This window comes from Microbacterium sp. NPDC057658 (assembly GCF_042799975.1).
Lineage (GTDB): Bacteria > Actinomycetota > Actinomycetes > Actinomycetales > Microbacteriaceae > Microbacterium.
On the sequence record NZ_JBHVHT010000002.1, the window covers coordinates 174,765 to 197,036 of the forward strand.

28 protein-coding genes are annotated in these 22,272 nt (G+C 69.0%); 26 read left to right on the forward strand and 2 right to left on the reverse strand.

Annotated features, from left to right (window positions below; all coding sequences use genetic code 11):
• The first annotated feature begins 3 nt into the window (after positions 1-3).
• The 9 genes from ACFU8V_RS14200 to ACFU8V_RS14240 are packed head-to-tail and all read left to right on the forward strand — an operon-like array spanning position 4 to position 9,621.
• Complete coding sequence (locus tag ACFU8V_RS14200) at positions 4-996, forward strand: YveK family protein (protein ID WP_249521580.1); 993 nt, start codon at positions 4-6, stop codon at positions 994-996.
• The gene (locus tag ACFU8V_RS14205; RefSeq protein WP_249521579.1) at positions 993-2,801 is read left to right on the forward strand and encodes a nucleoside-diphosphate sugar epimerase/dehydratase; all 1,809 of its coding nucleotides are present in this window, start codon (positions 993-995) and stop codon (positions 2,799-2,801) included. The genes ACFU8V_RS14200 and ACFU8V_RS14205 overlap by 4 nt, the downstream gene beginning before the upstream one ends.
• Positions 2,798-3,934: a DegT/DnrJ/EryC1/StrS aminotransferase family protein gene (locus tag ACFU8V_RS14210; RefSeq protein WP_303708869.1), complete on the forward strand. Its 1,137-nt coding sequence runs from the start codon at positions 2,798-2,800 to the stop codon at positions 3,932-3,934. Before ACFU8V_RS14205 ends, ACFU8V_RS14210 begins: the two co-directional genes overlap by 4 nt.
• Positions 3,931-4,557: a sugar transferase gene (locus ACFU8V_RS14215; protein ID WP_378872235.1), complete on the forward strand. Its 627-nt coding sequence runs from the start codon at positions 3,931-3,933 to the stop codon at positions 4,555-4,557. Before ACFU8V_RS14210 ends, ACFU8V_RS14215 begins: the two co-directional genes overlap by 4 nt.
• Positions 4,550-5,212, forward strand: a complete 663-nt coding sequence (locus tag ACFU8V_RS14220) for a NeuD/PglB/VioB family sugar acetyltransferase (RefSeq protein WP_378872238.1) — start codon at positions 4,550-4,552, stop codon at positions 5,210-5,212. Before ACFU8V_RS14215 ends, ACFU8V_RS14220 begins: the two co-directional genes overlap by 8 nt.
• Positions 5,209-6,141, forward strand: coding sequence for an NAD-dependent epimerase/dehydratase family protein (locus ACFU8V_RS14225; protein WP_249521575.1), 933 nt, complete (start codon positions 5,209-5,211; stop codon positions 6,139-6,141). Before ACFU8V_RS14220 ends, ACFU8V_RS14225 begins: the two co-directional genes overlap by 4 nt.
• Positions 6,138-7,274, forward strand: coding sequence for a glycosyltransferase family 4 protein (locus ACFU8V_RS14230; protein WP_378872241.1), 1,137 nt, complete (start codon positions 6,138-6,140; stop codon positions 7,272-7,274). The genes ACFU8V_RS14225 and ACFU8V_RS14230 overlap by 4 nt, the downstream gene beginning before the upstream one ends.
• A complete protein-coding gene (locus ACFU8V_RS14235) occupies positions 7,271-8,602 on the forward strand; it encodes a hypothetical protein (RefSeq protein ID WP_378872244.1) in 1,332 nt (443 codons plus the stop codon). Before ACFU8V_RS14230 ends, ACFU8V_RS14235 begins: the two co-directional genes overlap by 4 nt.
• Entirely contained in the window at positions 8,599-9,621 is a 1,023-nt protein-coding gene (locus tag ACFU8V_RS14240) for a hypothetical protein (protein ID WP_378872247.1), read from the forward strand. Before ACFU8V_RS14235 ends, ACFU8V_RS14240 begins: the two co-directional genes overlap by 4 nt.
• Here the strand turns inward: ACFU8V_RS14240 and ACFU8V_RS14245 are convergent.
• Both ACFU8V_RS14245 and ACFU8V_RS14250 read right to left on the reverse strand, forming a co-directional pair.
• Complete coding sequence (locus ACFU8V_RS14245) at positions 9,600-10,754, reverse strand: hypothetical protein (RefSeq protein ID WP_378872250.1); 1,155 nt, start codon at positions 10,752-10,754, stop codon at positions 9,600-9,602. The two genes, ACFU8V_RS14240 and ACFU8V_RS14245, sit on opposite strands and share 22 nt — an antisense overlap.
• Positions 10,751-12,004, reverse strand: coding sequence for a nucleotide sugar dehydrogenase (locus tag ACFU8V_RS14250; protein ID WP_303708876.1), 1,254 nt, complete (start codon positions 12,002-12,004; stop codon positions 10,751-10,753). Before ACFU8V_RS14250 ends, ACFU8V_RS14245 begins: the two co-directional genes overlap by 4 nt.
• A 90-nt stretch (positions 12,005-12,094) precedes the next feature.
• Between ACFU8V_RS14250 and ACFU8V_RS14255 the strand changes: the two genes are divergently transcribed.
• From ACFU8V_RS14255 to rpsH, 17 genes are all read left to right on the forward strand, one after another.
• On the forward strand, positions 12,095-13,906 hold the full coding sequence (locus tag ACFU8V_RS14255) for a DUF4012 domain-containing protein (protein ID WP_378872253.1): 1,812 nt from the start codon (positions 12,095-12,097) through the stop codon (positions 13,904-13,906).
• An 86-nt stretch (positions 13,907-13,992) separates the two neighbouring features.
• Positions 13,993-14,205 (forward strand): hypothetical protein, encoded by a 213-nt coding sequence (locus tag ACFU8V_RS14260; protein WP_062765219.1) that lies wholly within the window; start codon positions 13,993-13,995, stop codon positions 14,203-14,205.
• An 871-nt stretch (positions 14,206-15,076) separates the two neighbouring features.
• Complete coding sequence (rpsJ, locus tag ACFU8V_RS14265; protein ID WP_017201594.1) at positions 15,077-15,385, forward strand: 30S ribosomal protein S10; 309 nt, start codon at positions 15,077-15,079, stop codon at positions 15,383-15,385.
• Between the two features lie 8 nt (positions 15,386-15,393).
• The gene (gene rplC / locus ACFU8V_RS14270) at positions 15,394-16,053 is read left to right on the forward strand and encodes a 50S ribosomal protein L3 (protein ID WP_062632874.1); all 660 of its coding nucleotides are present in this window, start codon (positions 15,394-15,396) and stop codon (positions 16,051-16,053) included.
• 2 nt (positions 16,054-16,055) lie between these two features.
• Positions 16,056-16,718: a 50S ribosomal protein L4 gene (gene rplD / locus ACFU8V_RS14275; RefSeq protein ID WP_025102407.1), complete on the forward strand. Its 663-nt coding sequence runs from the start codon at positions 16,056-16,058 to the stop codon at positions 16,716-16,718.
• A complete protein-coding gene (gene rplW / locus ACFU8V_RS14280) occupies positions 16,715-17,038 on the forward strand; it encodes a 50S ribosomal protein L23 (protein ID WP_025102406.1) in 324 nt (107 codons plus the stop codon). The genes rplD and rplW overlap by 4 nt, the downstream gene beginning before the upstream one ends.
• 20 nt (positions 17,039-17,058) lie before the next feature.
• A complete protein-coding gene (rplB, locus tag ACFU8V_RS14285) occupies positions 17,059-17,898 on the forward strand; it encodes a 50S ribosomal protein L2 (protein ID WP_025102405.1) in 840 nt (279 codons plus the stop codon).
• A 12-nt stretch (positions 17,899-17,910) separates the two neighbouring features.
• Complete coding sequence (gene rpsS, locus ACFU8V_RS14290; protein WP_017201589.1) at positions 17,911-18,192, forward strand: 30S ribosomal protein S19; 282 nt, start codon at positions 17,911-17,913, stop codon at positions 18,190-18,192.
• Between the two features lie 25 nt (positions 18,193-18,217).
• Positions 18,218-18,616 carry a 50S ribosomal protein L22 gene (rplV, locus tag ACFU8V_RS14295; RefSeq protein WP_025102404.1) on the forward strand — a complete coding sequence of 133 codons (399 nt, stop codon included), beginning with the start codon at positions 18,218-18,220 and terminating at the stop codon, positions 18,614-18,616.
• Positions 18,616-19,368, forward strand: coding sequence for a 30S ribosomal protein S3 (gene rpsC / locus ACFU8V_RS14300; protein WP_025102403.1), 753 nt, complete (start codon positions 18,616-18,618; stop codon positions 19,366-19,368). Before rplV ends, rpsC begins: the two co-directional genes overlap by 1 nt.
• On the forward strand, positions 19,368-19,787 hold the full coding sequence (rplP, locus tag ACFU8V_RS14305; RefSeq protein ID WP_025102402.1) for a 50S ribosomal protein L16: 420 nt from the start codon (positions 19,368-19,370) through the stop codon (positions 19,785-19,787). Before rpsC ends, rplP begins: the two co-directional genes overlap by 1 nt.
• The gene (rpmC, locus tag ACFU8V_RS14310) at positions 19,787-20,104 is read left to right on the forward strand and encodes a 50S ribosomal protein L29 (RefSeq protein ID WP_025102401.1); all 318 of its coding nucleotides are present in this window, start codon (positions 19,787-19,789) and stop codon (positions 20,102-20,104) included. The genes rplP and rpmC overlap by 1 nt, the downstream gene beginning before the upstream one ends.
• Positions 20,104-20,421: a 30S ribosomal protein S17 gene (gene rpsQ, locus ACFU8V_RS14315; RefSeq protein ID WP_025102400.1), complete on the forward strand. Its 318-nt coding sequence runs from the start codon at positions 20,104-20,106 to the stop codon at positions 20,419-20,421. The genes rpmC and rpsQ overlap by 1 nt, the downstream gene beginning before the upstream one ends.
• Positions 20,418-20,786, forward strand: coding sequence for a 50S ribosomal protein L14 (gene rplN, locus ACFU8V_RS14320; RefSeq protein WP_025102399.1), 369 nt, complete (start codon positions 20,418-20,420; stop codon positions 20,784-20,786). The genes rpsQ and rplN overlap by 4 nt, the downstream gene beginning before the upstream one ends.
• A gap of 2 nt (positions 20,787-20,788) precedes the next feature.
• Entirely contained in the window at positions 20,789-21,148 is a 360-nt protein-coding gene (rplX, locus tag ACFU8V_RS14325; protein ID WP_025102398.1) for a 50S ribosomal protein L24, read from the forward strand.
• Entirely contained in the window at positions 21,148-21,738 is a 591-nt protein-coding gene (gene rplE / locus ACFU8V_RS14330; RefSeq protein WP_025102397.1) for a 50S ribosomal protein L5, read from the forward strand. The genes rplX and rplE overlap by 1 nt, the downstream gene beginning before the upstream one ends.
• 132 nt (positions 21,739-21,870) lie before the next feature.
• Complete coding sequence (rpsH, locus tag ACFU8V_RS14335; protein WP_025102396.1) at positions 21,871-22,269, forward strand: 30S ribosomal protein S8; 399 nt, start codon at positions 21,871-21,873, stop codon at positions 22,267-22,269.
• Positions 22,270-22,272: the final 3 nt, after the last annotated feature.

Here is a 22,272-nt window from a genome sequence, read left to right on the forward strand (position 1 = left end):
AGCATGTCCCCGGGGGAGTGGTTCGTCGCGTTCAGACGAGCGTGGCTGGGGATGCTCATCGCCTTCCTGCTGTGCGTCATCGGCTCGGGGGCTCTGCTACTCGTCACGCCGCCCGCGTACGAGGCCGAGGCGGAGATCGTCTTCAGCGCCGACCCGGGGGCGACGAACTTCGTCCCGCGCACCGTGGCGACGAACGCCGCGGTGCGGGCACGCTCCGCGAGCGTCATCGCGACCGTGGCCGAGAGGTTCGACGTGGACCGGACGGAGCTCGCCGACGGAGTGTCGGCGACCTGGATCGCGGACACCTCGATGACGGCCATCATGGTCACGCACACCGACCCTCGTCTGGCTGCGGATCTCGCCACCGCGATCGCGGAGACGGCAGCCGACCAGGCCGGGTCCGACGTCCGTGCCCGCGCCTATGGGGCGGCGATCCCCGAGTCCCCGGTGCGGCCTCAGGTCGCGACCACTCTGGCCGTCGGGGTCCTTCTCGGGATCGCGCTCGCTCTCGTCTACGTCGCACTGCGGTTCGCGCTCTCCCGACGGATCCGTTCCGTGGCCGACGCGGCCGACCTGACCGGGCTCCCCGCCTATGCGCTTCCGAGCGGTGAGCTCACGGAGGAGCAGACGCACGAGCTCCAGATGCTCACCAGCGTGTGGGCGGGGGAAGGACGAGCCATCGCCCTGCTGCCCGTGGACGCCACGATCGACGTCTCCGCGGTGGTCGAGCGCATCGAGGCCGGACCCGCCGGGCTGACCGTCGTGCGCCTGCCGCTGTCCCGGAAGGGCGTCCCCGACGCGGCTGCTCTTCAGCGCGACGGCGCGCTCGTCCTCCTCATGAAGATCGGCGAGACCAGCAGACGCGCGGCGGACACGCTGGGCCACCTCCGACGTGACGGCGTGGCGAACCTGCGCGGGGTGATCGTCCTCGGCAGCGGCACGCGACGGCGTGCGACGAGTGTCGTGAGCGAACCGGCGAACGAAGGACGCGCATGAGCACGGTGGACGAGACCGAGCGCCGCAAGGGCCATCTCTTCGCCCTCGATGGACTCGCGTGGACGGTGGCGGGCCTGCTCGTCGTGCTCCTCCGCTACGACTTCCTCGTGCCGGCCGTGGTGTGGCCGTTCACCGCGATCGTGGTCGCCGGCCTCATCGCCGGGCAGTTCGCCGCCGGCTTCATCCTGCACCTGTACCGCGGGCGCTATCTCTACGGGTCGATCGAAGAGGTGCGTGCTCTCGGCCTCAGCGCGCTCATCGTCGGGGTCCTCCTGGGCGGCGCCCTGCTGGTGTGGATGCGTCAGCCGGCCGAAGCACTCCGCAGCGCTCTCTCGGCCACTGCGATCGCCCTCATCCTCATGCTGGTCTTCCGCTATGTGCCCCTCGTCTTCAGCCGGAATGCCAAGGAGGCGCCGGCTGCATCCCGCAAGGTACTCGTGTTCGGGGCCGGGTGGGTGGGGCAGCAGCTCATCAGCCGGATGCTCAACGAGACGCAGGATCCGGTCTTCAGCCCGGTGGGGCTCATCGACGACGACGTGAAGAAACGGAACCTGCGGGTGAAGGGCGTCCCCGTGCTGGGCACCCTCTCGCAGCTGCAGGCCGCCGTCGAGGTCAGCGGAGCGACGGAACTCATCATCGCCGTCGGACGCGCCGACGCGCCGCTGCTGCGTCGCGTCACCGATGCCGGCACGGCCGCAGGGCTGAACGTGCTCGTGCTCCCCGAACTCGACAAGGTGCTGCAGGGGGCGAGCCGGATCCGCGACCTCCGCGACGTGAGCATCGAGGACCTCATCGGCCGTCAGCCCGTCGATACGGACGTCAAGTCCATCGCCGGATACGTGACCGGGAAGCGCGTGCTCGTGACGGGTGCCGGAGGATCGATCGGGGGCGAGCTGTGCCGCCAGCTCGCGCAGTTCGGCCCGGAGACCCTCATCATGCTCGACCGCGACGAGAGCGGACTCCAGGGCAGCCAGCTCAGCATCTCGGGCCACGGCCTGCTCGACACCGACGACGTTGTCCTGGCCGACATCCGCGACGTGGAGTCGCTGCGGGAGATCTTCCGGAGGCATCGCCCGCAGGTCGTCTTCCACGCGGCGGCCCTGAAGCACCTCCCCATGCTCGAGCAGTATCCCGACGAGGCCTGGAAGACGAACGTCCTGGGTACGCGGAACGTGCTCGAAGCGGCCCTCGACGTCGACGTCGACACCTTCGTCAACATCTCCACGGACAAGGCCGCGAACCCCTCGAGCGTGCTCGGACATTCGAAGCGCGTCGCCGAGAAGCTCACGGTGTGGGCCGCGAACACCTCCGGGCGCCGCTACCTCTCGGTGCGGTTCGGCAACGTCATCGGCAGCCGGGGCTCGATGCTCCCGATGTTCCGCACCCTCATCGAGGCCGGCGGCCCGGTGACGGTCACGCACCCCGAGGTCACGCGGTACTTCATGACCATCTCCGAGGCCTGCCAGCTGGTGGTCCAGGCCGGCGGCATCGGCCGTCCCGGCGAGGTGCTCATCCTCGACATGGGTGAGCCCGTGCGGATCCTCGACATCGCCCAGCGCATGATCGCGATGTCCGGCGAGTTCATCGAGATCGTCTACACCGGCCTGCGCCCGGGGGAGAAGCTCCACGAGGAGCTGATCGGAGCCGACGAGGTCGTTGAGCGGCCGTTCCACCCCCAGATCCAGCACACCTCGATCGGGAGCATCAGCCCGCAGGCACTCGACCGGGACGGCTGGATGCGGCGCCTGCGGCCTGCGGACGAGGAAGAGCCCGCGCTCGGGCGAGAAGGAGAGCTCCAGCGATGAGCGACCGCATCTACATGTCCTCCCCGGACGTCGGTGAGCGGGAGGAACAGGCGATCGTCGCGGCGCTGCGCTCCGGGTGGGTCGCGCCGCTGGGACCGGACGTCGACGCGTTCGAGCGTGAGCTGAGCACGCGGGTCGGCGCCCGGCACGCCGTGGCCCTGAGCTCCGGGACCGCGGGGCTCCACCTGGGTCTCCTCGCCCTCGGCATCGGCGCCGGGGACGTGGTCGTCACCTCGAGCTTCACCTTCGCGGCCACCGCGAACGCCATCGCCTACACCGGTGCGACGCCGCACTTCATCGACGCCGACCCGCAGACGGGGAACATGGACGTGGCGCTGTTGGCCTCCGTCCTCGAGGGGCTCGCCGGCCAGGGCACGCCGGCCGCGGCGATCGTCCCCGTCGACCTCCTCGGCAAGGTGGCCGACATGGAGAGCATCGAGGACCTCGGCCGCCAGTACGGCATTCCGGTGCTCGCCGATGCCGCCGAGTCGCTCGGCGCCCGTCGTCACGACCGCGCGGCGGGGAGCTTCGGGACGGCCTCGGTGGTCTCCTTCAACGGCAACAAGATCATGACCACCTCCGGCGGCGGCATGCTGCTGACCGACGACGAGGACCTGGCCGACCGCGTCCGCTACCTCGCGACGCAGGCCCGGCAGCCGGTGGCGCACTACGAGCACACCGAGATCGGGTACAACTACCGGCTGAGCAACCTGCTCGCGGCCCTCGGGCGCGCCCAGCTCTCCCGGCTCGACGACATGATCGAGCGTCGCCACCGTTGGCGGGACGAGTATCGCGCGCTCTTCGACGACGTGGAGGGCGTCACGATCTTCGGCGGCGAGGACGACGCGGACGACAACGCCTGGCTCACCGCGGTGCTCGTCGACGAAGCCGTCGCCGGGTGGAGCGCGTCGGAGCTCTCCGCGCACCTGGGGACGCACGACATCGAGTCACGGCCGCTGTGGAAGCCGATGCACCTGCAGCCGGTGTTCGCCGATGCACCCGCCGCGGTCACCGGGGTCGCGGAGCGGTTCTTCCGGACGGGCATCACCCTTCCCTCCGGCTCGGCGCTCTCGGATGAGCAGATGCAGCGCGTGCAGAGCCTGATCCGTGAGTTCCTGGCGGAGCGGGCATGAGCCGGCTCGTCTCCGACGCACTGAAGCGGGCGGGGGACGTCCTGGTCGCCGCCGTCGTGCTCGTCGTCACGCTGCCGCTCCAGATCGTCGTCGCGCTCCTGATCGTGGCGCGGCTGGGACGCCCGGTCGTCTTCCGCCAGCCGCGTCCCGGCCGGAACGGGGAGATCTTCACGCTCTACAAGTTCCGCACGATGCGCCCGATCGATCCGCGCCGCGGCGTCGCGAGCGACGAGGACCGGCTGACCCGCTTCGGGCGGCTGCTCCGCGGCACGAGCCTGGATGAGCTCCCGACGTTCTGGAACGTGCTCCGCGGCGACATGAGTCTGGTCGGTCCGCGACCGCTCCTCGTCTCCTACCTCGACCGCTACACCCCCGAGCAGGCGCGACGGCACGAGGTGCGGCCGGGAGTCACCGGACTCGCGCAGGTGAGCGGGCGGAACGCCGTCGACTGGGACGAACGATTCCAGCTCGACGTGCGCTACGTGGAGCAGCGGTCGCTGCGCCTCGATCTCTGGATCCTCTGGCGCACGGTGGTCGTCGTCGTGCGCCGCGACGGCGTCAGCGCGCAGGGCCATGCCACGATGCCCGAGTTCCGACCGGAGCGGAGGGACGTCGATGCGTGACCTCGTCATCCTCGGGGCCGGCGGGTTCGCTCGCGAGACGCTCGACGTCGTCGAGGCGATCAACGCCGTCTCCCCGACGTACACGGTGCAGGGCTTCGCCGACGACGCGCCCCGCGCCCTCGCCCTGGAGCGCCTGCACGAGCGCGGACATCGCCACCTGGGCGGCATCGACGAGGTGCTCGCCGCGTTCCCCGGCGCGGGCGTCGTCATCGCCGTCGGTGCGCCGGTGCACCGCGCCGCCCTCGCCGCGCGCGTGGACGACGATCGCGCCGTCACGCTGGTGCATCCCGGCGCCTCCATCGGGTCGCGCACCGCGATCGCCGCCGGCTCGGTGGTGTGTGCCGGAGCGCTGGTCTCGACGAACGTCCGCATCGGACGACACGGGCACCTGAACCCGGGCGCGATCGTCGGGCACGACAGCATCCTGGCGGATGTCGTCTCGGTGAACCCCGGCGCCGTCGTGTCCGGAGATGTGCGCATCGACGCGCAGGTGCTCGTCGGCGCCAACGCCGTCGTCCTCCAGGGGCTGCACATCGGCGAAGGCACGACGATCGGCGCCGCCGCCTGTGTCACGAAGGACGCCCCTCCCCGGGTGACACTGGTGGGTGTCCCCGCCCGCGTCCACGAAACGACAGGAAAGAGTCACAGCTCGTGAAGGTCCTCATCACCGGCGGAGCCGGCTTCATCGGTTCCAACCTCGTGCGCCGCTTCAACGCCGAGGCTCCGGAGGTCGACGTCCACGTCCTCGACGACTTCAGCACCGGGCGCGAGACGAATCTGGCCGGCACCAGGGCGACGGTGCACCGCGGCTCGGTCGCGGACGCCGAGGCGGTCGCCGCGGCGTCGGCGGGTGCCGACGCGATCGTCCACCTCGGAGCGCTCGGCAGCGTGCCGCGTTCCATCGACGACCCGATGGCCTCGCACGTCGCCAACCTCACCGGCACGCTGACCGTGCTCGAGGCCGCGCGCCGCGAGAACGCCTACGTGGTCATGGCGTCGTCGAGCTCCGTCTACGGTGCGAACCCGGCACTGCCGAAGTCGGAGTTCGACTGGACCCGCCCGATGAGCCCGTACGCCGCGACCAAGCTCGGGGGAGAGGCGTACGTGCTGGCCTACCAGTACTCGTACGGCCTGCCGACGCTGGCCTTCCGCTTCTTCAACGTCTACGGGCCGTATCAGCCGGCGGACCACGTGTACGCCGCCGTCATCCCCCGCTTCCTCGACGCCGCTCTCGCCGGTCGTCCGCTGACCGTGCACGGCGACGGGCTGCAGTCCCGCGACTTCACGAGCGTCGACAGCGTGACGCAGGCGCTGATGGTCGCCGTCCGCGACCGGGTGGTCTCCGAGCATCCCGTGAACCTCGCCTTCGGCACCCATACTTCGCTGCGCGAGCTGATCACCGTGATCGAGGGCGAGATCGGCACCTCGGTCGCCGTCGAGCACGTCGAACCGCGCCGCGGCGATGTGAGGGCGTCGCAGTCGGACGGGGTCCGGTTGCGCGAGCTGTTCCCGGACGTCCGGCCCGTGCCGCTGGAGGACGGGATCGCGAAGACGGTCGCGTGGTTCCGGAGCAAGGACTCGTGAGCGCAGCCGACCCGGCGCGCATACTGATCGGAGTCACCGCCGACGTGTCCGTCGGGCTGCTGTCCGGACTGCCCCAGACACTGGCCGCCGACGGCTGGGACGTGCACGTGGTCAGCTCGCCAGGGGAGCGGCTGGACGCCCTGGGTGAGGCGCCGGGCGTGACCGTGCATGCGTTGCCGATGGCGCGGGAGATCGATCTGCGGTGCGACGTCCGCGGACTCCGCGAGTGGATGCGGGTGATCCGCCGGATCCGGCCGGACGTCGTGTTCGTCGGTACTCCGAAGGCCGCCCTGCTCGGGATCACCGCCGCTCGGCTCCTCGGCGTGCGGACGCGTGTCTACCACCTGCGCGGCCTCCGGCTGGAGACCGCCACCGGAACGCTGCGGCGCATCCTCTCGGCGATGGAACGGCTGACCATCCGCCTCTCGACGAGGACGCTCGCGGTGAGCCCGAGTCTCCGGGAACGGGTGCTGGCGCTGGGCCTGGCTCCCGCGTCGCGGGTCGTCGTGCTCGGACGGGGGAGCTCGAACGGTGTGGACGTCGGACGCTTCTCGCCGGACACCCCGCCGGTGGACATCGACGGTCTCGACCCCCAGGTGCCGGTGATCGGATTCGTCGGACGGCTGAATCACGACAAGGGCCTCGAAGTGCTCGCCGACGCCTGCCGTCTCCTCGACGAGGAGGGGGTCACGCATCAGCTGCTGGTCGTCGGGGGCGTCGACGGCGCCGAGCTGACCGCGTTCGCGCGGCTCCGCCGAGCGCCGATCGTGCTCGGCGCGGTGGCGGACACGGCGGGGTACTACCCGCTGATGCGCGCGCTCTGCCTCCCCACCCTCAGGGAGGGCTTCCCCAACGTGGTGCTGGAGGCGAGCGCGACCGGGGTCGCGGTCGTGACGACCGATGCCACGGGCGCCGTCGACTCCGTGATCCCCGAGCGCACGGGCCTGGTGGTGCCCGCCGGTGATGCGGCGGAACTCGCCGTCGCGCTGCGCCGCGTGCTCGAGGACCCCGACCTCGCCGCCCGGCTGGGAGCGGCGGGCCGCGATTTCGTGGTCGAGGACTTCCGCCGCGAGAGCGTCCAGTCCGCGGTCGGCGCGTTCCTCCGCGGCGAGCACGACCGGGGGCGGCGATGACCGACATCCCGAACGGCCTCGCATCCCTCGTCGTGGTCGTCCTGCTCATCGGCCTCACGGTCCTGACCTGGTTCGTCGCCCGTCGTGCGTTCCTCCCCGTGGCGGTGCACAACGGGGTGTGGGCGGTCACGCTGACGCTCGTGGCGTCGGGGCTCATCGCATACCACCGGGCGTCCCTCGCAGCGTGGGGAGTGCTGGTCGTCGGGCTCGTCTTCTTCTCGGTCGGGGCCTGGGGCGGCGCGGCGCTCGGATCCCGCACCGCGCGGAAGGCGGACCTCGCCCCCCGGGATCACGCGCTCGTGAGCCGGCGGACCCTGCTCATCCTGTCCGGGGCGTACGTGCTCGGTTTCGGCACCTACCTCTGGACGATCCTCCAGCGGTTCGGCTGGGAGACTTTCCTCTTCCAACCGGGAGTGATCCGCGGCGCCGCTGAGCCCTACCTCGCGGCGGTGCCTCTGTGGGCGCGCGTGCTGATGTATGTCGGGCCGCTCCTTCTGGCGCTGCTGATCGTGCCCGGCTCGGTGCGAAACGGCCTCGCCTGGTGGTGGCGTGTTCCCGGCGCCGCGCTACTCGCGGTGTCTATGCTCGCGCTCCTGCAGCGCACGAACCTCTTCGCCGGCGTGCTGCTCGCGATCGGTGCGCTTCTGCTGCTCTTGTACGGTCGTGCTCGGGACGGCGGCGCATCGCGGGTCTGGTATCGGCGGCGATGGGTGCCGGTGGCGGTGATCGGAGGCATCGGTCTCGGCGCGCTCGTCGCGTTCCAGGTGCTCGCCAGTGCGCTCGGCAAGACGGGTGATGTCGGCGCCAACGTCTCGCCCCTCCTGAGCGCGTCCGGGCTCTCCAGCCCCTTCATCTACCTGACCGCCGGCGTCCCCGCCTTCCTGTCCCTCGTGGACTCGACCAACGGTGCGTGGCCCCCCACCGGAGGGTCGCGCGTCGTGTACGGCGACTACAACCCTCAGACGTTCGGAACGGCGTACTTCGAACCGGTCCTCAGCTTCCTCCCCGGCGTCCGCACCTGGAATCCGGTGGCGCCATTCGCCGACGTGGGCACTCTCACGAATGTGTACACCTGGATGGAGCCGTTCTACCGCGACGGCCGCGTCATCGGCGTCGCCGCGGGCGTCGCCGCGATCGGTGCGCTCGTCGCCTATCTCTTCGCCACGAGGCGGGCGTCGGCGACGCGCTGGTGGCTCGCAGCCCTCCTCGTCTCCACGCTCTTCCTCGCCACGTTCACGCAGAAGACCAACAACACGCTCTACCTCGTGACGGCGGCGATCATCGTCGTCCTCGGCATCGTGAACACCCGGAGGTCGAGACAGACATGAACGCGCTGCACACGTTCACGAGCTACGGCCGGGCGGCGGGGAGCGCGCGCGTCCGCGTCTTCGACTGGCTGGATCGGCTGGACGCACCCGCGGTCTCGCACTCGTACCTCGACGGTGCGAACAACTCCGCCCGGGCGCTGCTGCGGGATCCCCGGCGGCTCCTGGCCGTCGAGGGCGAGCTGCGTCGCGCCTCCGTCCGCGACGCCACCGTCCTCGTCTCGCGCCAGGCGAGCCCCGTGAGCAGGGGCGGCGTGGAGGCGCGCCTGCTCCGTCGCGCCCGGACCGGCGTGTACGACTTCGACGACGCACTCTTCCTCGACCGCCGCGGGCTCTTCCCGAAGGCCTCGATCTGGCGGGCGGCGGTGTCGGCGGCGGATCGCGTGATCGCGGGCAACGCCACCCTCGCCGAGGAGGCGAGCCGGCTGAACCGCGACGTGCTCGTCATCCCCAGCTGCGTCGACCCGGCCCAGTACACGCGGAAGACCGACTTCGCCGCGCAGGAGACCCCGCGTGCGGTCTGGATCGGCTCACCGGCCACCGAACGATACCTCGGCGACGTCGCGCCCGCGCTGCTCCGCGCGCACACGGAGACGGGCATGCGGCTCACCGTCATCAGCGCAGGACTCGCGTCGCTCGGCCCGCTGGATGCGATCGTGGACCGGGTCGCGTGGTCACCGCAGACCTTCGGGGCCGCGCTCGCCACGGCCGACATCGGGCTGATGCCGACTCCGGACACTCCGTGGGCGCGGGGCAAGTGCGGCTACAAGCTGCTGCAGTACGGCGCCGCGGCCCTCCCGATGATCGGCGACCCGGTCGGCGTCAACGCCGAGATCCTGCAGCGGGCGGACGGCCTCGCGCCGCGCACCGCGGGGGAGTGGACGGACGCTCTGGTGGGCTTTTTCGGAGAGAGCGCGCAGCGACACCGGGACCGCGGGGAGACGGGGCTCCGTGCCGTCGCCGAGCACTACAGCTTCTCGGCGTGGGAGCCCGTCTGGCGTCAGGCCGTCGTCGGCGCCTGACCGGAGCGTTGGGCCACGACGAGCCAGCACACCGAGGACAGGAGCGTGGAGACGGCGTAGGCCCAGATCGCTCCGCTCAACCCGGCCAGCAGCGCACCCACAAGAGGGCCGACGACGCCGAGCGCAGTCTGCACCAGGCGGGCGGTGAGAAGGCCCCGGCGGGAGGCGCGGAGGCGGGAGACGATGTAGAACGTGTGCCCGACCATGTTCGCCATCACGAAGAGCGCCGTCGGCAGGGCGAAGGGCACGAGATCGCGGAGGGTGCCCAACGGCCAGGGAGTCGCCCCGAGCAGCAGCAGTGCGGCAGCGGCGAGGGCCCCGAAGACGACGCCCCCGGCGAGGACGGCCCCGATGGTGGGAGCAGACATCCGCAGGCGCGCGATACGCGGACGGATCGGGTTCAGCAGCAGACGCACGGGCGCCGCCACGTTCGAGACCGCGCGGTACACGCCGAACGGGCCCACTCCGAGGATCGGGGCGAGCGCGTACGGTGTGCCGATGGCCGAGGCATCCATGATGAGGGAGTCGCGGAGCAGCGGCGCGATCGCCGTGCGGCGCTGACGGATCCAGCGCAGCAGCGCGCCCGGGCGGACCGGAGCCGGCCACGTCGAGAAGACGGCCGCCGCCAGGCTCGATGCCGCCCAGGTGCCGAGCACCCAGGAGAGCTCACCGGTGTGGAGGAGGAGGGTGATCGCGCTCAGGCCGAGCGCGATCACCGCTCCCACCGCGTCACCGACGAAGGAGCCTCGCGTGTCGCCGTGCTCGACCGCGTAGAAGCGCGCGGTGGAGCGGTAGGCGCTGCCGCCGATCGCCAGCGCGACGAGCCACCAGTACGGGGTCAGTGCGGAGTCGGTCACCGCGACCGCCAGCCCCGCGACCGCGGCGAAGAGCAGAGCGAATTCCGTGGAGGCGCCGCCGAAGTCGCGCCACGGCACGGGCGTCTCGACGCGCGAGCGGGTGGCGGCCTCGCAGATGACGGAGAGGGCCAGGGACAGCGCGAATGCCCCGGCGAGATAGACGATCGAGAAGAGTCCGAAGTCGGTCGGTGCGAGCGTGATGAGACCCAGCACCTGCACGGACAACGTCGCGACCGCGGCGGCCGATGACGTGAGGATCAGGCGCAGCGAGCTCACAAACGAACGACCCGGGGGCCCGTGAGCCGGCCCTTGGTGTCGAGCACCGGGTTCGGCGAGTCCTGGAGCAGGCTCAGGTCGAAGTCGGAGTGGTCGGTCACCAGGATCACCAGGTCGGCGGCGGCGATCTCCGCGGCGGAGTACTCGACGCGCTCCACGGCGGCCGGCCAGCGGTGCGTCTCGACATGGGCGTCCGCACCCCGGATGGACGCGCCGAAGGCGGTGAGCAGCTCGATGAGACGGAGCGACGGGGACTCGCGGATGTCCGCGGTGTCGCGCTTGTACGCGAGACCCACGAGCAGGATCGTGGAGCCGTTGAGCGATCGGCGATCCTCGTTGAGGAGCTCCATCGACCGCTGCGCCACATAGTCGGGCATGTGGTCGTTGACGTCGTTCGCCAGCTCGACGAAACGGAAGCTGCGTCCGAGCTTGCGGCGCACCTGCCAGGAGAGGTAGCTCGGGTCGACGGGCAGGCAGTGCCCGCCGACGCCCGGTCCGGGCGTGAACTTCATGTATCCGAACGGCTTCGTGGCCGCGGCGTCGATCGACTCCCAGATGTCGACGCCGAGGTCGTGCGCGAAGACGGCGAGCTCGTTCACCAGCGCGATGTTCACATGGCGGAAGGTGTTCTCCAGCAGCTTGGTGAGCTCCGCCTCCTTCGGCGTCGTCACCGGGACGGTCTCGTCGACGAGCTGGTCGTAGAAGTCCTTCACCCGGGCGAGGGAAGCCTCGTCGATGCCGGAGACCACCTTGGGCGTGTTGACGAAGCCCCACTTCGGGTTGCCGGGGTCGATGCGCTCCGGGCTGTAGCCGACGGCGAAGTCACGACCGGCGACGAGGCCGGATCCGGCCTCGAGGAGCGGGACGAGGATCTCCTCCGTGGTGCCGGGATACGTCGTGGATTCGAGCACGACGGTCGCACCGGGGGTGAGCCGCGTCGCCAGCGACTCTCCGGCGGACTCGATGTAGGAGATGTCCGGCAGGCCTTCCCGCAGCGGGGTGGGGACCGTGATCACCGCGACATCGAAGCCCTCTGCGTCGTCGTAGTCGGACGAGGCGAGGTACCTCCCGGTCTCGATTGCCTCGGTCAGCTGAGCGCTCGAGATGTCATCGACATACGACTCGCCGCTGCGCAGGGCGCTGATGCGCACCGCGTCGACATCCAGGCCGACGACCGTCATGCCCACCTCCACGGCGCGCATGGCAACCGGGAGTCCCACATAACCCTGACCGACGATGACAGCTTTCACGTACGCTCCTCCATGGTGTGGTCGAACCCCGCCATGGGCGTGCGATGCCGTGCGCATCGCTGCTCAGGTCCACGTCGGTAGTATATTGCGGTGACCCGAGACTCCCGACGTGCGCGTCGAGCCCACCGAGAGCAGACGAGCCGCCGCCGACGACGGACGCGGATCATCCTCTGGATCGTCGGGGTCGTGCTGGCTCTCCTGATCGCCGTCGGGGTCATCGCCGCCCTCCTCATTCCCCGGGCGCTCGACGCCAGGGACAAGCTCGAGGCTTCGGTGCCGCTCGCCCAGAGCATCCCGGGGATGATCGCCACCGGAGACACCGCCGGCGCGCAGGCCGCAGCCGAGGAGCTGACCGAGACCGCCACCTCCGCCCACGAGCAGACGAGCGGCTTCCTCTGGGAGTCGCTGGAGTGGGTGCCCGTCGTGGGGCCGAACCTCCATGGCGTCCGCATGGCGACCGGGGCCGTCGAGGAGCTGGCCACCCAGGCGCTCCAGCCCGCCTCCACCATCGACATCGCGGCGCTCCGACCGTCCGACGGGGGACTCGACCTCGACGCGATCCGCGGGATCGGCGACGTCGCCCACGCCGCGGACGACGCGGTCCGCAGCGCGTCGGCCATGCTCGCCGACGTCGACCGCGACGCGCTCCTCGGACCGGTCGCCTCCGGTGTCGATCGCATCGAGAAGATCCTCGGCCCCGCCGGCACCACGATCGCCGGCGCACTCCCGCTGATCGACGCGCTTCCGGAGATCCTCGGCGCCGGCGGACCCCGTGACGTCCTGGTCATCTTCCAGAACAACGGCGAGGTGATGTCCGGCGGCGGCACCATCGGCTCGCTCGCGCAGGTGCACATCGACAACGGTGCGATCTCGATCGTCGACCAGTCGTCGGCGTCGGGGCGCGACTTCCCGAACTTCCTTCCGCCGGTCGGAGGGGTGACGGATGAGGAGGCCGATCTCTACGGCAACCTGTTCGGGAGCTACGTGCAGGCGCTCACGCGCTCGCCCCGCTTCGACCGGACGTTCGAGATCGCGCGGGACATGTGGCGCGAGGCGAAGGGCGTGGAGGTCGACGCCGTCGTCGCCCTCGACACCGTCGCATTGAGCTACCTCCTCGTCGCGACCGGCCCCGTGGCGATCCCCGGCGGGCTCGAGATCTCCAATTCGAACGCGGTCGCCATGCTTCTCGGCGACCTCTACAAGACCTACGAGCCGGCGCAGGTCGACATGATCAATCAGGTCTTCGCGGGCCTCACGCTGCAGAAGCTCATGGGCGGGCAGGTCGACTTCGCCAAGCTGTCGTCCGTGTTCGGACTGGCAGCGGAGGAAGGACGGATCGCGATCTGGAGTTCTCGGGAGTCCGAGCAGGCCCTCATCGCCGGCACTCCGCTCGACCGCCGTGGTCCCACGGCGGCGGAAGGTGCAGAGGCGTTCGGCGTCTACTTCATCGACCGGACCCCGGGGAAGATGCAGCGGTACATGACGCAGCAGATCGACGTGAGCCAGCCGGTGTGCGCGGCCGACGGTCGTCGCCATGTGTTCGTCACGGTGACGCTCGGCAACACCGTCGACCCGGCCGCGGTCCCGTCCCTGCCGGAGTACGTCACGGGCATCGGCCTGGAGACGCCGAAGGGCTCCATGCAGGTCGAGACCCTCGCCTTCGCGCCCCCGGGGTACTCCCTGCTCGGGCAGCGGACCGACACGACCCTCACGCGGGACGAGGTGCACCGCGACCAGGAGTTCACCGTGGGCACCATGCGGCTCTACCTGGCCCCGCAGGAGACGCGGACACTGACCTACGAGTTCGTCGCCGACTCCGACCAGCCCACGAAGATCGAGGTGGACACGACCCCGGTCGTGACCCCGACCACGCTCACCCAGAACGCGGTCACCTGTCAGTGACCGCTGTGAGGGCGGTCGACTCTGGTGACGACGCGCCGCTTCGTGCAGACTAGGCGCACATCGCACATCGTCTCCGAAGGGGAATCATGGGTATCGAGGACGCCGTCAACAAGGGCAAGGACCTGTACGAGCAGAACAAGGACAAGCTCGCCGAAGCCGTCAAGAGCGAGCAGGCCGAAGACATCAGCGACAAGGTGCTCGACGGCGTCGCCGACTTCGCGAAGAAGATCGCACCGGGCGCGGCGGACAAGATCGACGAGATCCGCGACAGCGCGGACAAGAGCATCGGCAACGAGTAGAGCCGGACGTCTCCGCGGAAGAGCGGCGGCCCCCGAGACCCGGGGCCGCCGCTCTTCCGCGTCCGGGGGAATGCCGGTGCACAGCGCCCTCGGATGTGGCGCATTCGCGGATACATCGAGTAGGATCATGTCGACCGCCTGGGGATCTTGCGGTCGGGGACGCCGAAGGGGTTCGGCTCCCGAATCACGCGGTTCGTCCGCGTTGGAAATCTGGGGAAAACGATTTTGGGGATCATCGTGCGACGCGCGCACTCCGTGCGCCTGAGCGTCTCCCCGCCTGCGCGGCGGGTCTTCCGCCCTGCCCTCGGTCGAGGCGTCCGGCGTCCCTTCACGCTGGATTCCTCGCGTTCGGTGTGCCCCCTCGCACTGAACGCCCTCCCCAAGCGGGGCGAGGCATGGGGATGCCTCGCCCCGCGCTCCTCCGCGGGCTGAACGCTCGCGGAGGAGGGGGTCCCTGAGAGTCCGGTGAGCGCGACACGCCCGGGTTTGCAGAAGTGAAATCCGCCGTGGCAGAATAGACAGGTTCGATATTCCGTCGCCGCTGTGCGTGCGCCGGATCACTGCCAGGGCAGTGCATAGACGGCGCCTCCTCCGGGAGGCCGCAGGGTTCTAGGCCGCGGGCAGCAGAACACAATCCCGACACCTTCATCATCGAGGGCACTGCCGTGCGCGGCGGGGGTCGGGCATCCGTCACCTCCGGGTGTACGGCTGACAGCAGAACAGTGGTGCAGCCTCTTCGACAGGCTCCCGACCGCGAGGTCGAGGGCCCGAGAAGAACGAGTGCCGAGGCGCGAACAGCGCCGACGTGCGTCCAATGCCCCAGGGCCACCCGGTCCCGGACGGTAAGACGCTTAAAGAGAGAGAGCAGACAATGGCGGGACAGAAGATCCGCATTCGCCTGAAGTCGTATGACCACGAGGTCATCGACACGTCCGCACGCAAGATCGTCGACACCGTGACCCGTGCGGGCGCGACCGTCGTCGGACCCGTGCCCCTTCCGACCGAGAAGAACGTCGTGTGCGTCATCCGGTCGCCCCACAAGTACAAGGACAGCCGCGAGCACTTCGAGATGCGCACCCACAAGCGCCTGATCGACATCGTCGACCCGACGCCCAAGGCCGTCGACTCGCTGATGCGTCTCGACCTGCCGGCCGACGTCAACATCGAGATCAAGCTCTGAGGTTCGACATGGCTGACATCAACTCCAAGGTTTCCAAGGGCATGCTCGGCACCAAGCTCGGCATGACCCAGGTCTGGAACGAGAACGGCAAGCTCGTTCCCGTCACCGTCATCGAGCTCGCGCCGAACGTGGTCACCCAGATCCGTACCCCCGAGAAGGACGGCTACAACGCCGTGCAGATCGCGTACGGCCAGATCGACCCGCGCAAGGTGAACAAGCCCCTCTCGGCTCACTTCGAGGCTGCCGGCGTCACGCCGCGCCGCCACGTGACCGAGGTCCGCACGGCCGACGCCGCCGACTACACCCTGGGCCAGGAGCTCACGGTGGACGGCACGTTCGAGGCCGGCCAGCTCGTCGACGTCGTCGGCACGAGCAAGGGCAAGGGCACCGCCGGTGTCATGAAGCGCCACAACTTCAAGGGCGTCTCGGCATCGCACGGTGCGCACCGCAACCACCGCAAGCCCGGCTCCATCGGCGCATCGTCGACCCCGAGCCGCGTCTTCAAGGGCATGCGCATGGCCGGCCGTATGGGTGGCGAGCGCGTGACCGTCCTCAACCTCACGGTGCACGCCATCGACATCGAGAAGGGACTCATGCTCGTCAAGGGCGCCGTCCCCGGTGCTCGCGGCCGCATCGTCTACGTCCGCAACGCAGTGAAGGGTGCCTGATCATGGCTGACTCCACTCTCGCGCTCGACGTCCTCAAGGCAGACGGCAAGAAGGCAGGCTCCGTCGAGCTTCCCGCCGCGCTGTTCGACGTCAAGACGAACATCCCGCTCATCCACCAGGTCGTCGTCGCGCAGCTCGCGGCGGCTCGCCAGGGCACGCACTCGACCAAGCGTCGTGGCGAGGTCTCGGGTGCCGGCCGCAAGCCCTTCAAGCAGAAGGGCACGGGTAACGCCCGCCAGGGCTCGATCCGCGCGCCGCACATGACCGGCGGTGGCATCGTGCACGGCCCGAAGCCGCGCGACTACTCGCAGCGCACCCCCAAGAAGATGATCGCGGCCGCCCTGCTGGGCGCGCTCAGCGACCGCTTCCGCGGTGACCGTCTGCACGCGATCGACACGTTCGGCACCGACGGCGCGCCGTCGACCAAGGCCGCCGCGGGCTTCCTCGCCCAGGTCGCCACGTCGAAGAACGTCCTCGTGGTCATCGAGCGCGGCGACGAGCTCGCGCTCAAGAGCATCCGCAACCTCGGCCACGTCCACGTGCTGACGTTCGACCAGCTCAACGCCTACGACGTGCTCGTCTCCGACGACATCGTCTTCACCCAGGCCGCGCTCGAGGGCTTCATCGCCTCCAAGTCCGGCGCCAACCAGGAGGTCTCCGCATGAGCGAGCAGGCATCTGTTCTCCAGACGGCCCTGAACAAGGACCCGCGCGACATCATCCTGAAGCCGGTCGTGTCCGAGAAGAGCTACGGCCTGATCGACGAGGGCAAGTACACCTTCCTCGTCGACCCGCGCGCTTCGAAGACCGAGATCAAGCTCGCCATCGAGAAGATCTTCGGCGTCAAGGTCGCGTCCGTCAACACGATCAACCGCGTCGGCAAGGCCCGTCGCACCCGCTTCGGCACCGGTAAGCGCAAGGACACCAAGCGCGCCATCGTGAGCCTGAAGTCGGGCACCATCGACATCTTCACGGCAATCGGCTGATCCGGGGGATAAGGACAATCATGGCTATTCGCAAGTACAAGCCCACGACCCCGGGCCGTCGCGGCTCGTCGGTGGCTGACTTCGCCGAGATCACCCGATCGACGCCGGAGAAGTCGCTGCTGCGCCCGATCTCGAAGACCGGTGGTCGCAACAACCAGGGCCGCATCACGACCCGTCACATCGGTGGTGGCCACAAGCGCCAGTACCGCGTCATCGACTTCCGTCGCAATGACAAGGACGGCGTGAACGCCAAGGTCGCGCACATCGAGTACGACCCCAACCGCACCGCGCGCATCGCGCTGCTGCACTACTTCGACGGCGAGAAGCGCTACATCCTCGCGCCGGCGAAGTTGAAGCAGGGCGACATCGTCGAGTCGGGCCCCGCGGCGGACATCAAGCCGGGAAACAACCTCCCGCTGAAGAACATCCCCACGGGTACCGTCATCCACGCCATCGAGCTCCGCCCCGGCGGCGGCGCGAAGATGGCGCGCTCGGCCGGTGCGTCGGTCCGCCTCGTCGCCAAGGACGGCCCTTACGCCCAGCTGCGTCTGCCCTCCGGTGAGATCCGCAACGTCGATGCGCGCTGCCGCGCGACCATCGGCGAGGTCGGCAACGCCGAGCAGTCGAACATCAACTGGGGCAAGGCCGGCCGCATGCGCTGGAAGGGCGTCCGCCCGACCGTCCGCGGTGTCGCGATGAACCCGGTCGACCACCCGCACGGTGGTGGTGAGGGCAAGACGTCCGGTGGACGTCACCCCGTCTCCCCGTGGGGTCAGGCCGAGGGCCGCACCCGCCACGCCAACAAGGAAAGCGACAAGTACATCGTGCGTCGTCGCAACGCCGGCAAGAAGCGCAAGTAGGAGTAAGAGAAGATGCCTCGCAGTCTCAAGAAGGGCCCCTTCGTCGACGAGCACCTGCTTCGCAAGGTGGTCGTGCAGAACGAAGCCGGCACGAAGAACGTCATCAAGACCTGGTCCCGCCGGTCCATGATCATCCCGGCCATGCTGGGTCACACGATCGCGGTCCACGACGGTCGCAAGCACATCCCCGTGTTTGTCTCCGAGACCATGGTCGGTCACAAGCTGGGCGAGTTCGCGCCCACCCGCACCTTCCGCGGCCACGAGAAGGACGACAAGAAGGGCCGTCGCCGCTGACGCGGCGGCGATAGAGGAGAGAGAAATGGTGGAGTCCATCGCACGCGTGCGACACATCCGCGTGACCCCTCAGAAGGCTCGTCGTGTCGTCGCGCTCATCAAGGGCAAGCAGGCCCAGGAGGCTCTGGCGATCCTGAAGTTCGCTCAGCAGTCCGCCAGTGAGCCGATCTACAAGCTTGTCGCGTCGGCCATGGCCAACGCGCAGGTCAAGGCGGATCGTGACGGCGAGTACCTCGACGAGCAGGACCTGTACGTGAAGAACGCGTACGTGGACGAGGGCACGACGCTCAAGCGTTTCCAGCCCCGTGCACAGGGTCGCGCTTTCCAGATCAAGAAGCGCACGAGCCACATCACGGTCGTGCTCTCGACGCCGGAGGCGGCCCCTGCCGCGGCCGGTGACAGCAACAAGAAGGCGAGCAAGTAATGGGACAGAAGGTCAACCCGTACGGCTTCCGCCTCGGCATCACCACGGACCACGTGTCGCGCTGGTTCTCCGACTCGACGAAGCCGGGTCAGCGTTACGCCGACTACGTGGCCGAGGACATCAAGATCCGTCGCCTGCTGCAGACGCAGCTCGACCGTGCCGGCGTCTCGAACATCGAGATCGAGCGCACCCGTGACCGCGTCCGCGTCGACATCCACACCGCCCGCCCGGGCATCGTGATCGGTCGTCGTGGTGCAGAGGCCGAGCGCATCCGCGGCGACCTCGAGAAGCTCACGGGCAAGCAGATCCAGCTGAACATCCTCGAGGTCAAGAACCCCGAGGCCGACGCTCAGCTGGTCGCCCAGGGCATCGCCGAGCAGCTCTCGGCTCGCGTGGCGTTCCGTCGCGCGATGCGCAAGGGTCTGCAGGGCGCGCAGCGCGCCGGAGCCAAGGGCATCCGCATCCAGGTCTCGGGCCGTCTCGGCGGCGCCGAGATGAGCCGGTCGGAGTTCTACCGCGAGGGTCGTGTGCCGCTGCACACGCTGCGCGCGAACATCGACTATGGCTTCTACGAGGCCAAGACCACCTTCGGCCGCATCGGCGTGAAGGTGTGGATCTACAAGGGCGACCTCACCGCCAAGGAGCTCGCGCGCGAGCAGGCCAACGCGCCGAAGTCGCGCCGTGACGACCGTGGTGACCGCCGCCGTGCCCCGCGCAACGAGGCACCTGTTGCAGAAGGAGCGTCGGCATAATGCTCATCCCCCGTAAGGTCAAGTACCGCAAGCAGCACCACCCGGGGCGCTCGGGTCAGGCCACCGGCGGCACGAAGGTCTCCTTCGGCGAGTTCGGCATCCAGGCCCTCACCCCCGCGTACGTGACGAACCGTCAGATCGAGTCCGCTCGTATCGCGATGACCCGTCACATCAAGCGTGGCGGCAAGGTGTGGATCAACATCTACCCGGACCGTCCGCTCACGAAGAAGCCGGCCGAGACCCGCATGGGTTCCGGTAAGGGTTCCCCCGAGTGGTGGGTCGCCAACGTCAAGCCGGGCCGCGTCCTCTTCGAGGTCGCGGGTGTCGACGAGCAGCTCGCTCGCGAGGCACTGACCCGTGCAATCCACAAGCTGCCGCTCAAGGCACGCATCATCAAGCGCGAGGAGGGCGACGCGTAATGGCGATCGGCACCAAGGAGCTCGCTCCGGCAGAGCTCGACACGTTCGAAGACCAGCGCCTCGTTGAGGAGCTGCGCAAGGCCAAGGAGGAGCTGTTCAACCTCCGTTTCCAGTCGGCCACCGGCCAGCTGGAGAGCCACGGCCGCATCCGCGCCGTCAAGCGCGACATCGCGCGCCTCTACACGGTGATCCGCGAGCGCGAGCTGGGCATCCGTGCGACGCCCGCTCCGGTCGAGGCTCCCGCGAAGAAGGCGACCAAGTCGAAGGCGAAGAAGGCGGACGCCGCCGAGGACGCCCCGAAGGAAGAGGCTGAGTGATGGCCACCAAGAAGGAAGCCGCCGTCGAGGCTGAGCACGCCGCTCACGACGTGCGCGACGCCGACGCCCGCGGGTACCGCAAGGCCCGTCGTGGCTATGTCGTCAGCGACAAGATGGACAAGACGATCGTCGTCGAGGTCGAGGACCGCGTGAAGCACCCGCTTTACGGCAAGGTCATCCGCCGGACGTCGAAGGTCAAGGCGCACGATGAGGCGAACTCCGCCGGCATCGGCGACCTGGTCCTGATCAACGAGACCCGCCCGCTGAGCGCCACCAAGCGCTGGCGTCTGGTGGAGATTCTGGAGAAGGCCAAGTGATTCAGCAGGAGTCCCGTCTCAAGGTCGCCGACAACACCGGCGCCAAGGAGCTGCTCACGATCCGCGTCCTCGGTGGCTCGCGCCGCCGGTACGCCGGTCTGGGCGACACCATCGTCGCGACCGTCAAGGACGCGATCCCCGGTGGCAACGTCAAGAAGGGCGACGTCGTCAAGGCGGTCATCGTCCGCACCAAGAAGGAGACCCGTCGTCCCGACGGCTCCTACATCAAGTTCGACGAGAACGCCGCCGTCATCCTGAAGAACGACGGGGAGCCCCGCGGCACCCGTATCTTCGGGCCGGTCGGCCGTGAGCTTCGCGACAAGAAGTTCATGAAGATCGTCTCGCTGGCACCGGAGGTCATCTGATCATGGCGAAGATCAAGAAGGGCGACCTGGTTCAGGTCATCTCGGGCGCCAAGCCCGAGCGTGGTGGCGACCGCGGCAAGCAGGGCAAGGTCCTCGACGTCCTCGTCGAGCAGAACCGTGTCGTCGTCGAAGGCGTCAACTACGTCACTAAGCACACGCGCGTCGGTCAGACGCAGCGTGGCACGAAGACGGGTGGCCTCGAGACCGTCGAGGCGCCCATCCACATCTCGAACGTCGCACTCGTCGACCCCTCGACCAAGAAGCCGACCAAGGTCGGCCACCGGGTCGAGGAGCAGACCAAGGACGGCGTGAAGCGCACCGTCCGCGTGCGCTTCGCGAAGAAGAGCGGTAAGGACCTCTGATGGCAACGACCGACGCTGCGGTGGCTGGCAAGATCCAGCCCCGCCTGAAGGCGAAGTACAACGCCGAGATCAAGAAGGCTCTGCAGGACGAGTTCGGCTACGAGAACGTCATGCAGATCCCCGGCCTGGTCAAGGTCGTCGTGAACACCGGTGTCGGCGAGGCTGCTCGCGACAGCAAGGTGATCGATGGTGCGGTCGACGACCTCACCAAGATCACCGGCCAGAAGCCGATCGTCACCAAGGCCCGCAAGTCCATCGCGCAGTTCAAGCTGCGTGAGGGCCAGGCCATCGGCGCGCACGTCACCCTCCGTGGCGACCGTGCGTGGGAGTTCGTGGACCGCCTGGTCTCGCTCGCGCTGCCCCGCATCCGCGACTTCCGCGGTCTGTCGGCCAAGCAGTTCGACGGCAACGGCAACTACACCTTCGGTCTCCAGGAGCAGAGCGTGTTCCACGAGATCGATCAGGACAAGATCGACCGCGTCCGTGGTTTCGACATCACCGTCGTGACCTCGGCGAAGACGGACGACGAGGGTCGGGCGCTGCTCCGTCACCTCGGCTTCCCGTTCCGCGCGGACGACGCCCAGGCGTGACCCTTCGACGGGCTCAGTGGTCTCGTGTCACTGAGCCCGTCGATGTGCACGTACAATTGAAGATTGCGTGCTCATCGCAGGCCGTCTGTCGTGTAACGGCAGCCGGAACCTCATGAACGAAAGTAGACAACAATGACAATGACAGACCCGGTCGCAGACATGCTGACCCGTCTGCGCAACGCGAACTCGGCGCACCACGACACCGTGACGCTGCCGTCGAGCAAGCTCAAGACGCACATCGCAGAGATCCTCCAGCAGGAGGGCTACATCGCCGGTTGGGAGACCTCCGACGCGCGCGTGGGCAAGAACCTCACGCTGACGCTGAAGTACGGCCCGAACCGCGAGCGCTCGATCGCGGGCATCAAGCGCGTGTCGAAGCCCGGCCTCCGCGTGTACGCGAAGTCGACCGAGATCCCCACGGTCCTCGGCGGCCTCGGCGTGGCCATCCTGTCCACCTCCTCCGGTCTCCTCACGGACCGCCAGGCTGAGCAGAAGGGCGTGGGCGGAGAAGTTCTCGCCTACGTGTGGTAATCC

Excerpts from the sequence above, each read along its gene's own strand:
- ACFU8V_RS14210 (WP_303708869.1), top strand. The coding sequence starts at position 2,798 with ATGAGCGACCGCATCTACATGTCCTCCCCGGACGTCGGTGAGCGGGAG.
- rplV (WP_025102404.1), top strand. The coding sequence starts at position 18,218 with ATGGTGGAGTCCATCGCACGCGTGCGACACATCCGCGTGACCCCTCAG.
- rpsH (WP_025102396.1), top strand. The coding sequence starts at position 21,871 with ATGACAATGACAGACCCGGTCGCAGACATGCTGACCCGTCTGCGCAAC.
- rpsJ (WP_017201594.1), top strand. The coding sequence starts at position 15,077 with ATGGCGGGACAGAAGATCCGCATTCGCCTGAAGTCGTATGACCACGAG.
- ACFU8V_RS14235 (WP_378872244.1), top strand. The coding sequence starts at position 7,271 with ATGACCGACATCCCGAACGGCCTCGCATCCCTCGTCGTGGTCGTCCTG.
- rplD (WP_025102407.1), top strand. The coding sequence starts at position 16,056 with ATGGCTGACTCCACTCTCGCGCTCGACGTCCTCAAGGCAGACGGCAAG.
- rpsC (WP_025102403.1), top strand. The coding sequence starts at position 18,616 with ATGGGACAGAAGGTCAACCCGTACGGCTTCCGCCTCGGCATCACCACG.
- ACFU8V_RS14215 (WP_378872235.1), top strand. The coding sequence starts at position 3,931 with ATGAGCCGGCTCGTCTCCGACGCACTGAAGCGGGCGGGGGACGTCCTG.
- ACFU8V_RS14260 (WP_062765219.1), top strand. The coding sequence starts at position 13,993 with ATGGGTATCGAGGACGCCGTCAACAAGGGCAAGGACCTGTACGAGCAG.
- rpsS (WP_017201589.1), top strand. The coding sequence starts at position 17,911 with ATGCCTCGCAGTCTCAAGAAGGGCCCCTTCGTCGACGAGCACCTGCTT.
- ACFU8V_RS14205 (WP_249521579.1), top strand. The coding sequence starts at position 993 with ATGAGCACGGTGGACGAGACCGAGCGCCGCAAGGGCCATCTCTTCGCC.
- rpmC (WP_025102401.1), top strand. The coding sequence starts at position 19,787 with ATGGCGATCGGCACCAAGGAGCTCGCTCCGGCAGAGCTCGACACGTTC.
- ACFU8V_RS14220 (WP_378872238.1), top strand. The coding sequence starts at position 4,550 with ATGCGTGACCTCGTCATCCTCGGGGCCGGCGGGTTCGCTCGCGAGACG.
- ACFU8V_RS14240 (WP_378872247.1), top strand. The coding sequence starts at position 8,599 with ATGAACGCGCTGCACACGTTCACGAGCTACGGCCGGGCGGCGGGGAGC.
- ACFU8V_RS14200 (WP_249521580.1), top strand. The coding sequence starts at position 4 with ATGTCCCCGGGGGAGTGGTTCGTCGCGTTCAGACGAGCGTGGCTGGGG.
- rplC (WP_062632874.1), top strand. The coding sequence starts at position 15,394 with ATGGCTGACATCAACTCCAAGGTTTCCAAGGGCATGCTCGGCACCAAG.
- rplW (WP_025102406.1), top strand. The coding sequence starts at position 16,715 with ATGAGCGAGCAGGCATCTGTTCTCCAGACGGCCCTGAACAAGGACCCG.
- rplX (WP_025102398.1), top strand. The coding sequence starts at position 20,789 with ATGGCGAAGATCAAGAAGGGCGACCTGGTTCAGGTCATCTCGGGCGCC.
- rpsQ (WP_025102400.1), top strand. The coding sequence starts at position 20,104 with ATGGCCACCAAGAAGGAAGCCGCCGTCGAGGCTGAGCACGCCGCTCAC.
- rplP (WP_025102402.1), top strand. The coding sequence starts at position 19,368 with ATGCTCATCCCCCGTAAGGTCAAGTACCGCAAGCAGCACCACCCGGGG.
- rplB (WP_025102405.1), top strand. The coding sequence starts at position 17,059 with ATGGCTATTCGCAAGTACAAGCCCACGACCCCGGGCCGTCGCGGCTCG.
- rplE (WP_025102397.1), top strand. The coding sequence starts at position 21,148 with ATGGCAACGACCGACGCTGCGGTGGCTGGCAAGATCCAGCCCCGCCTG.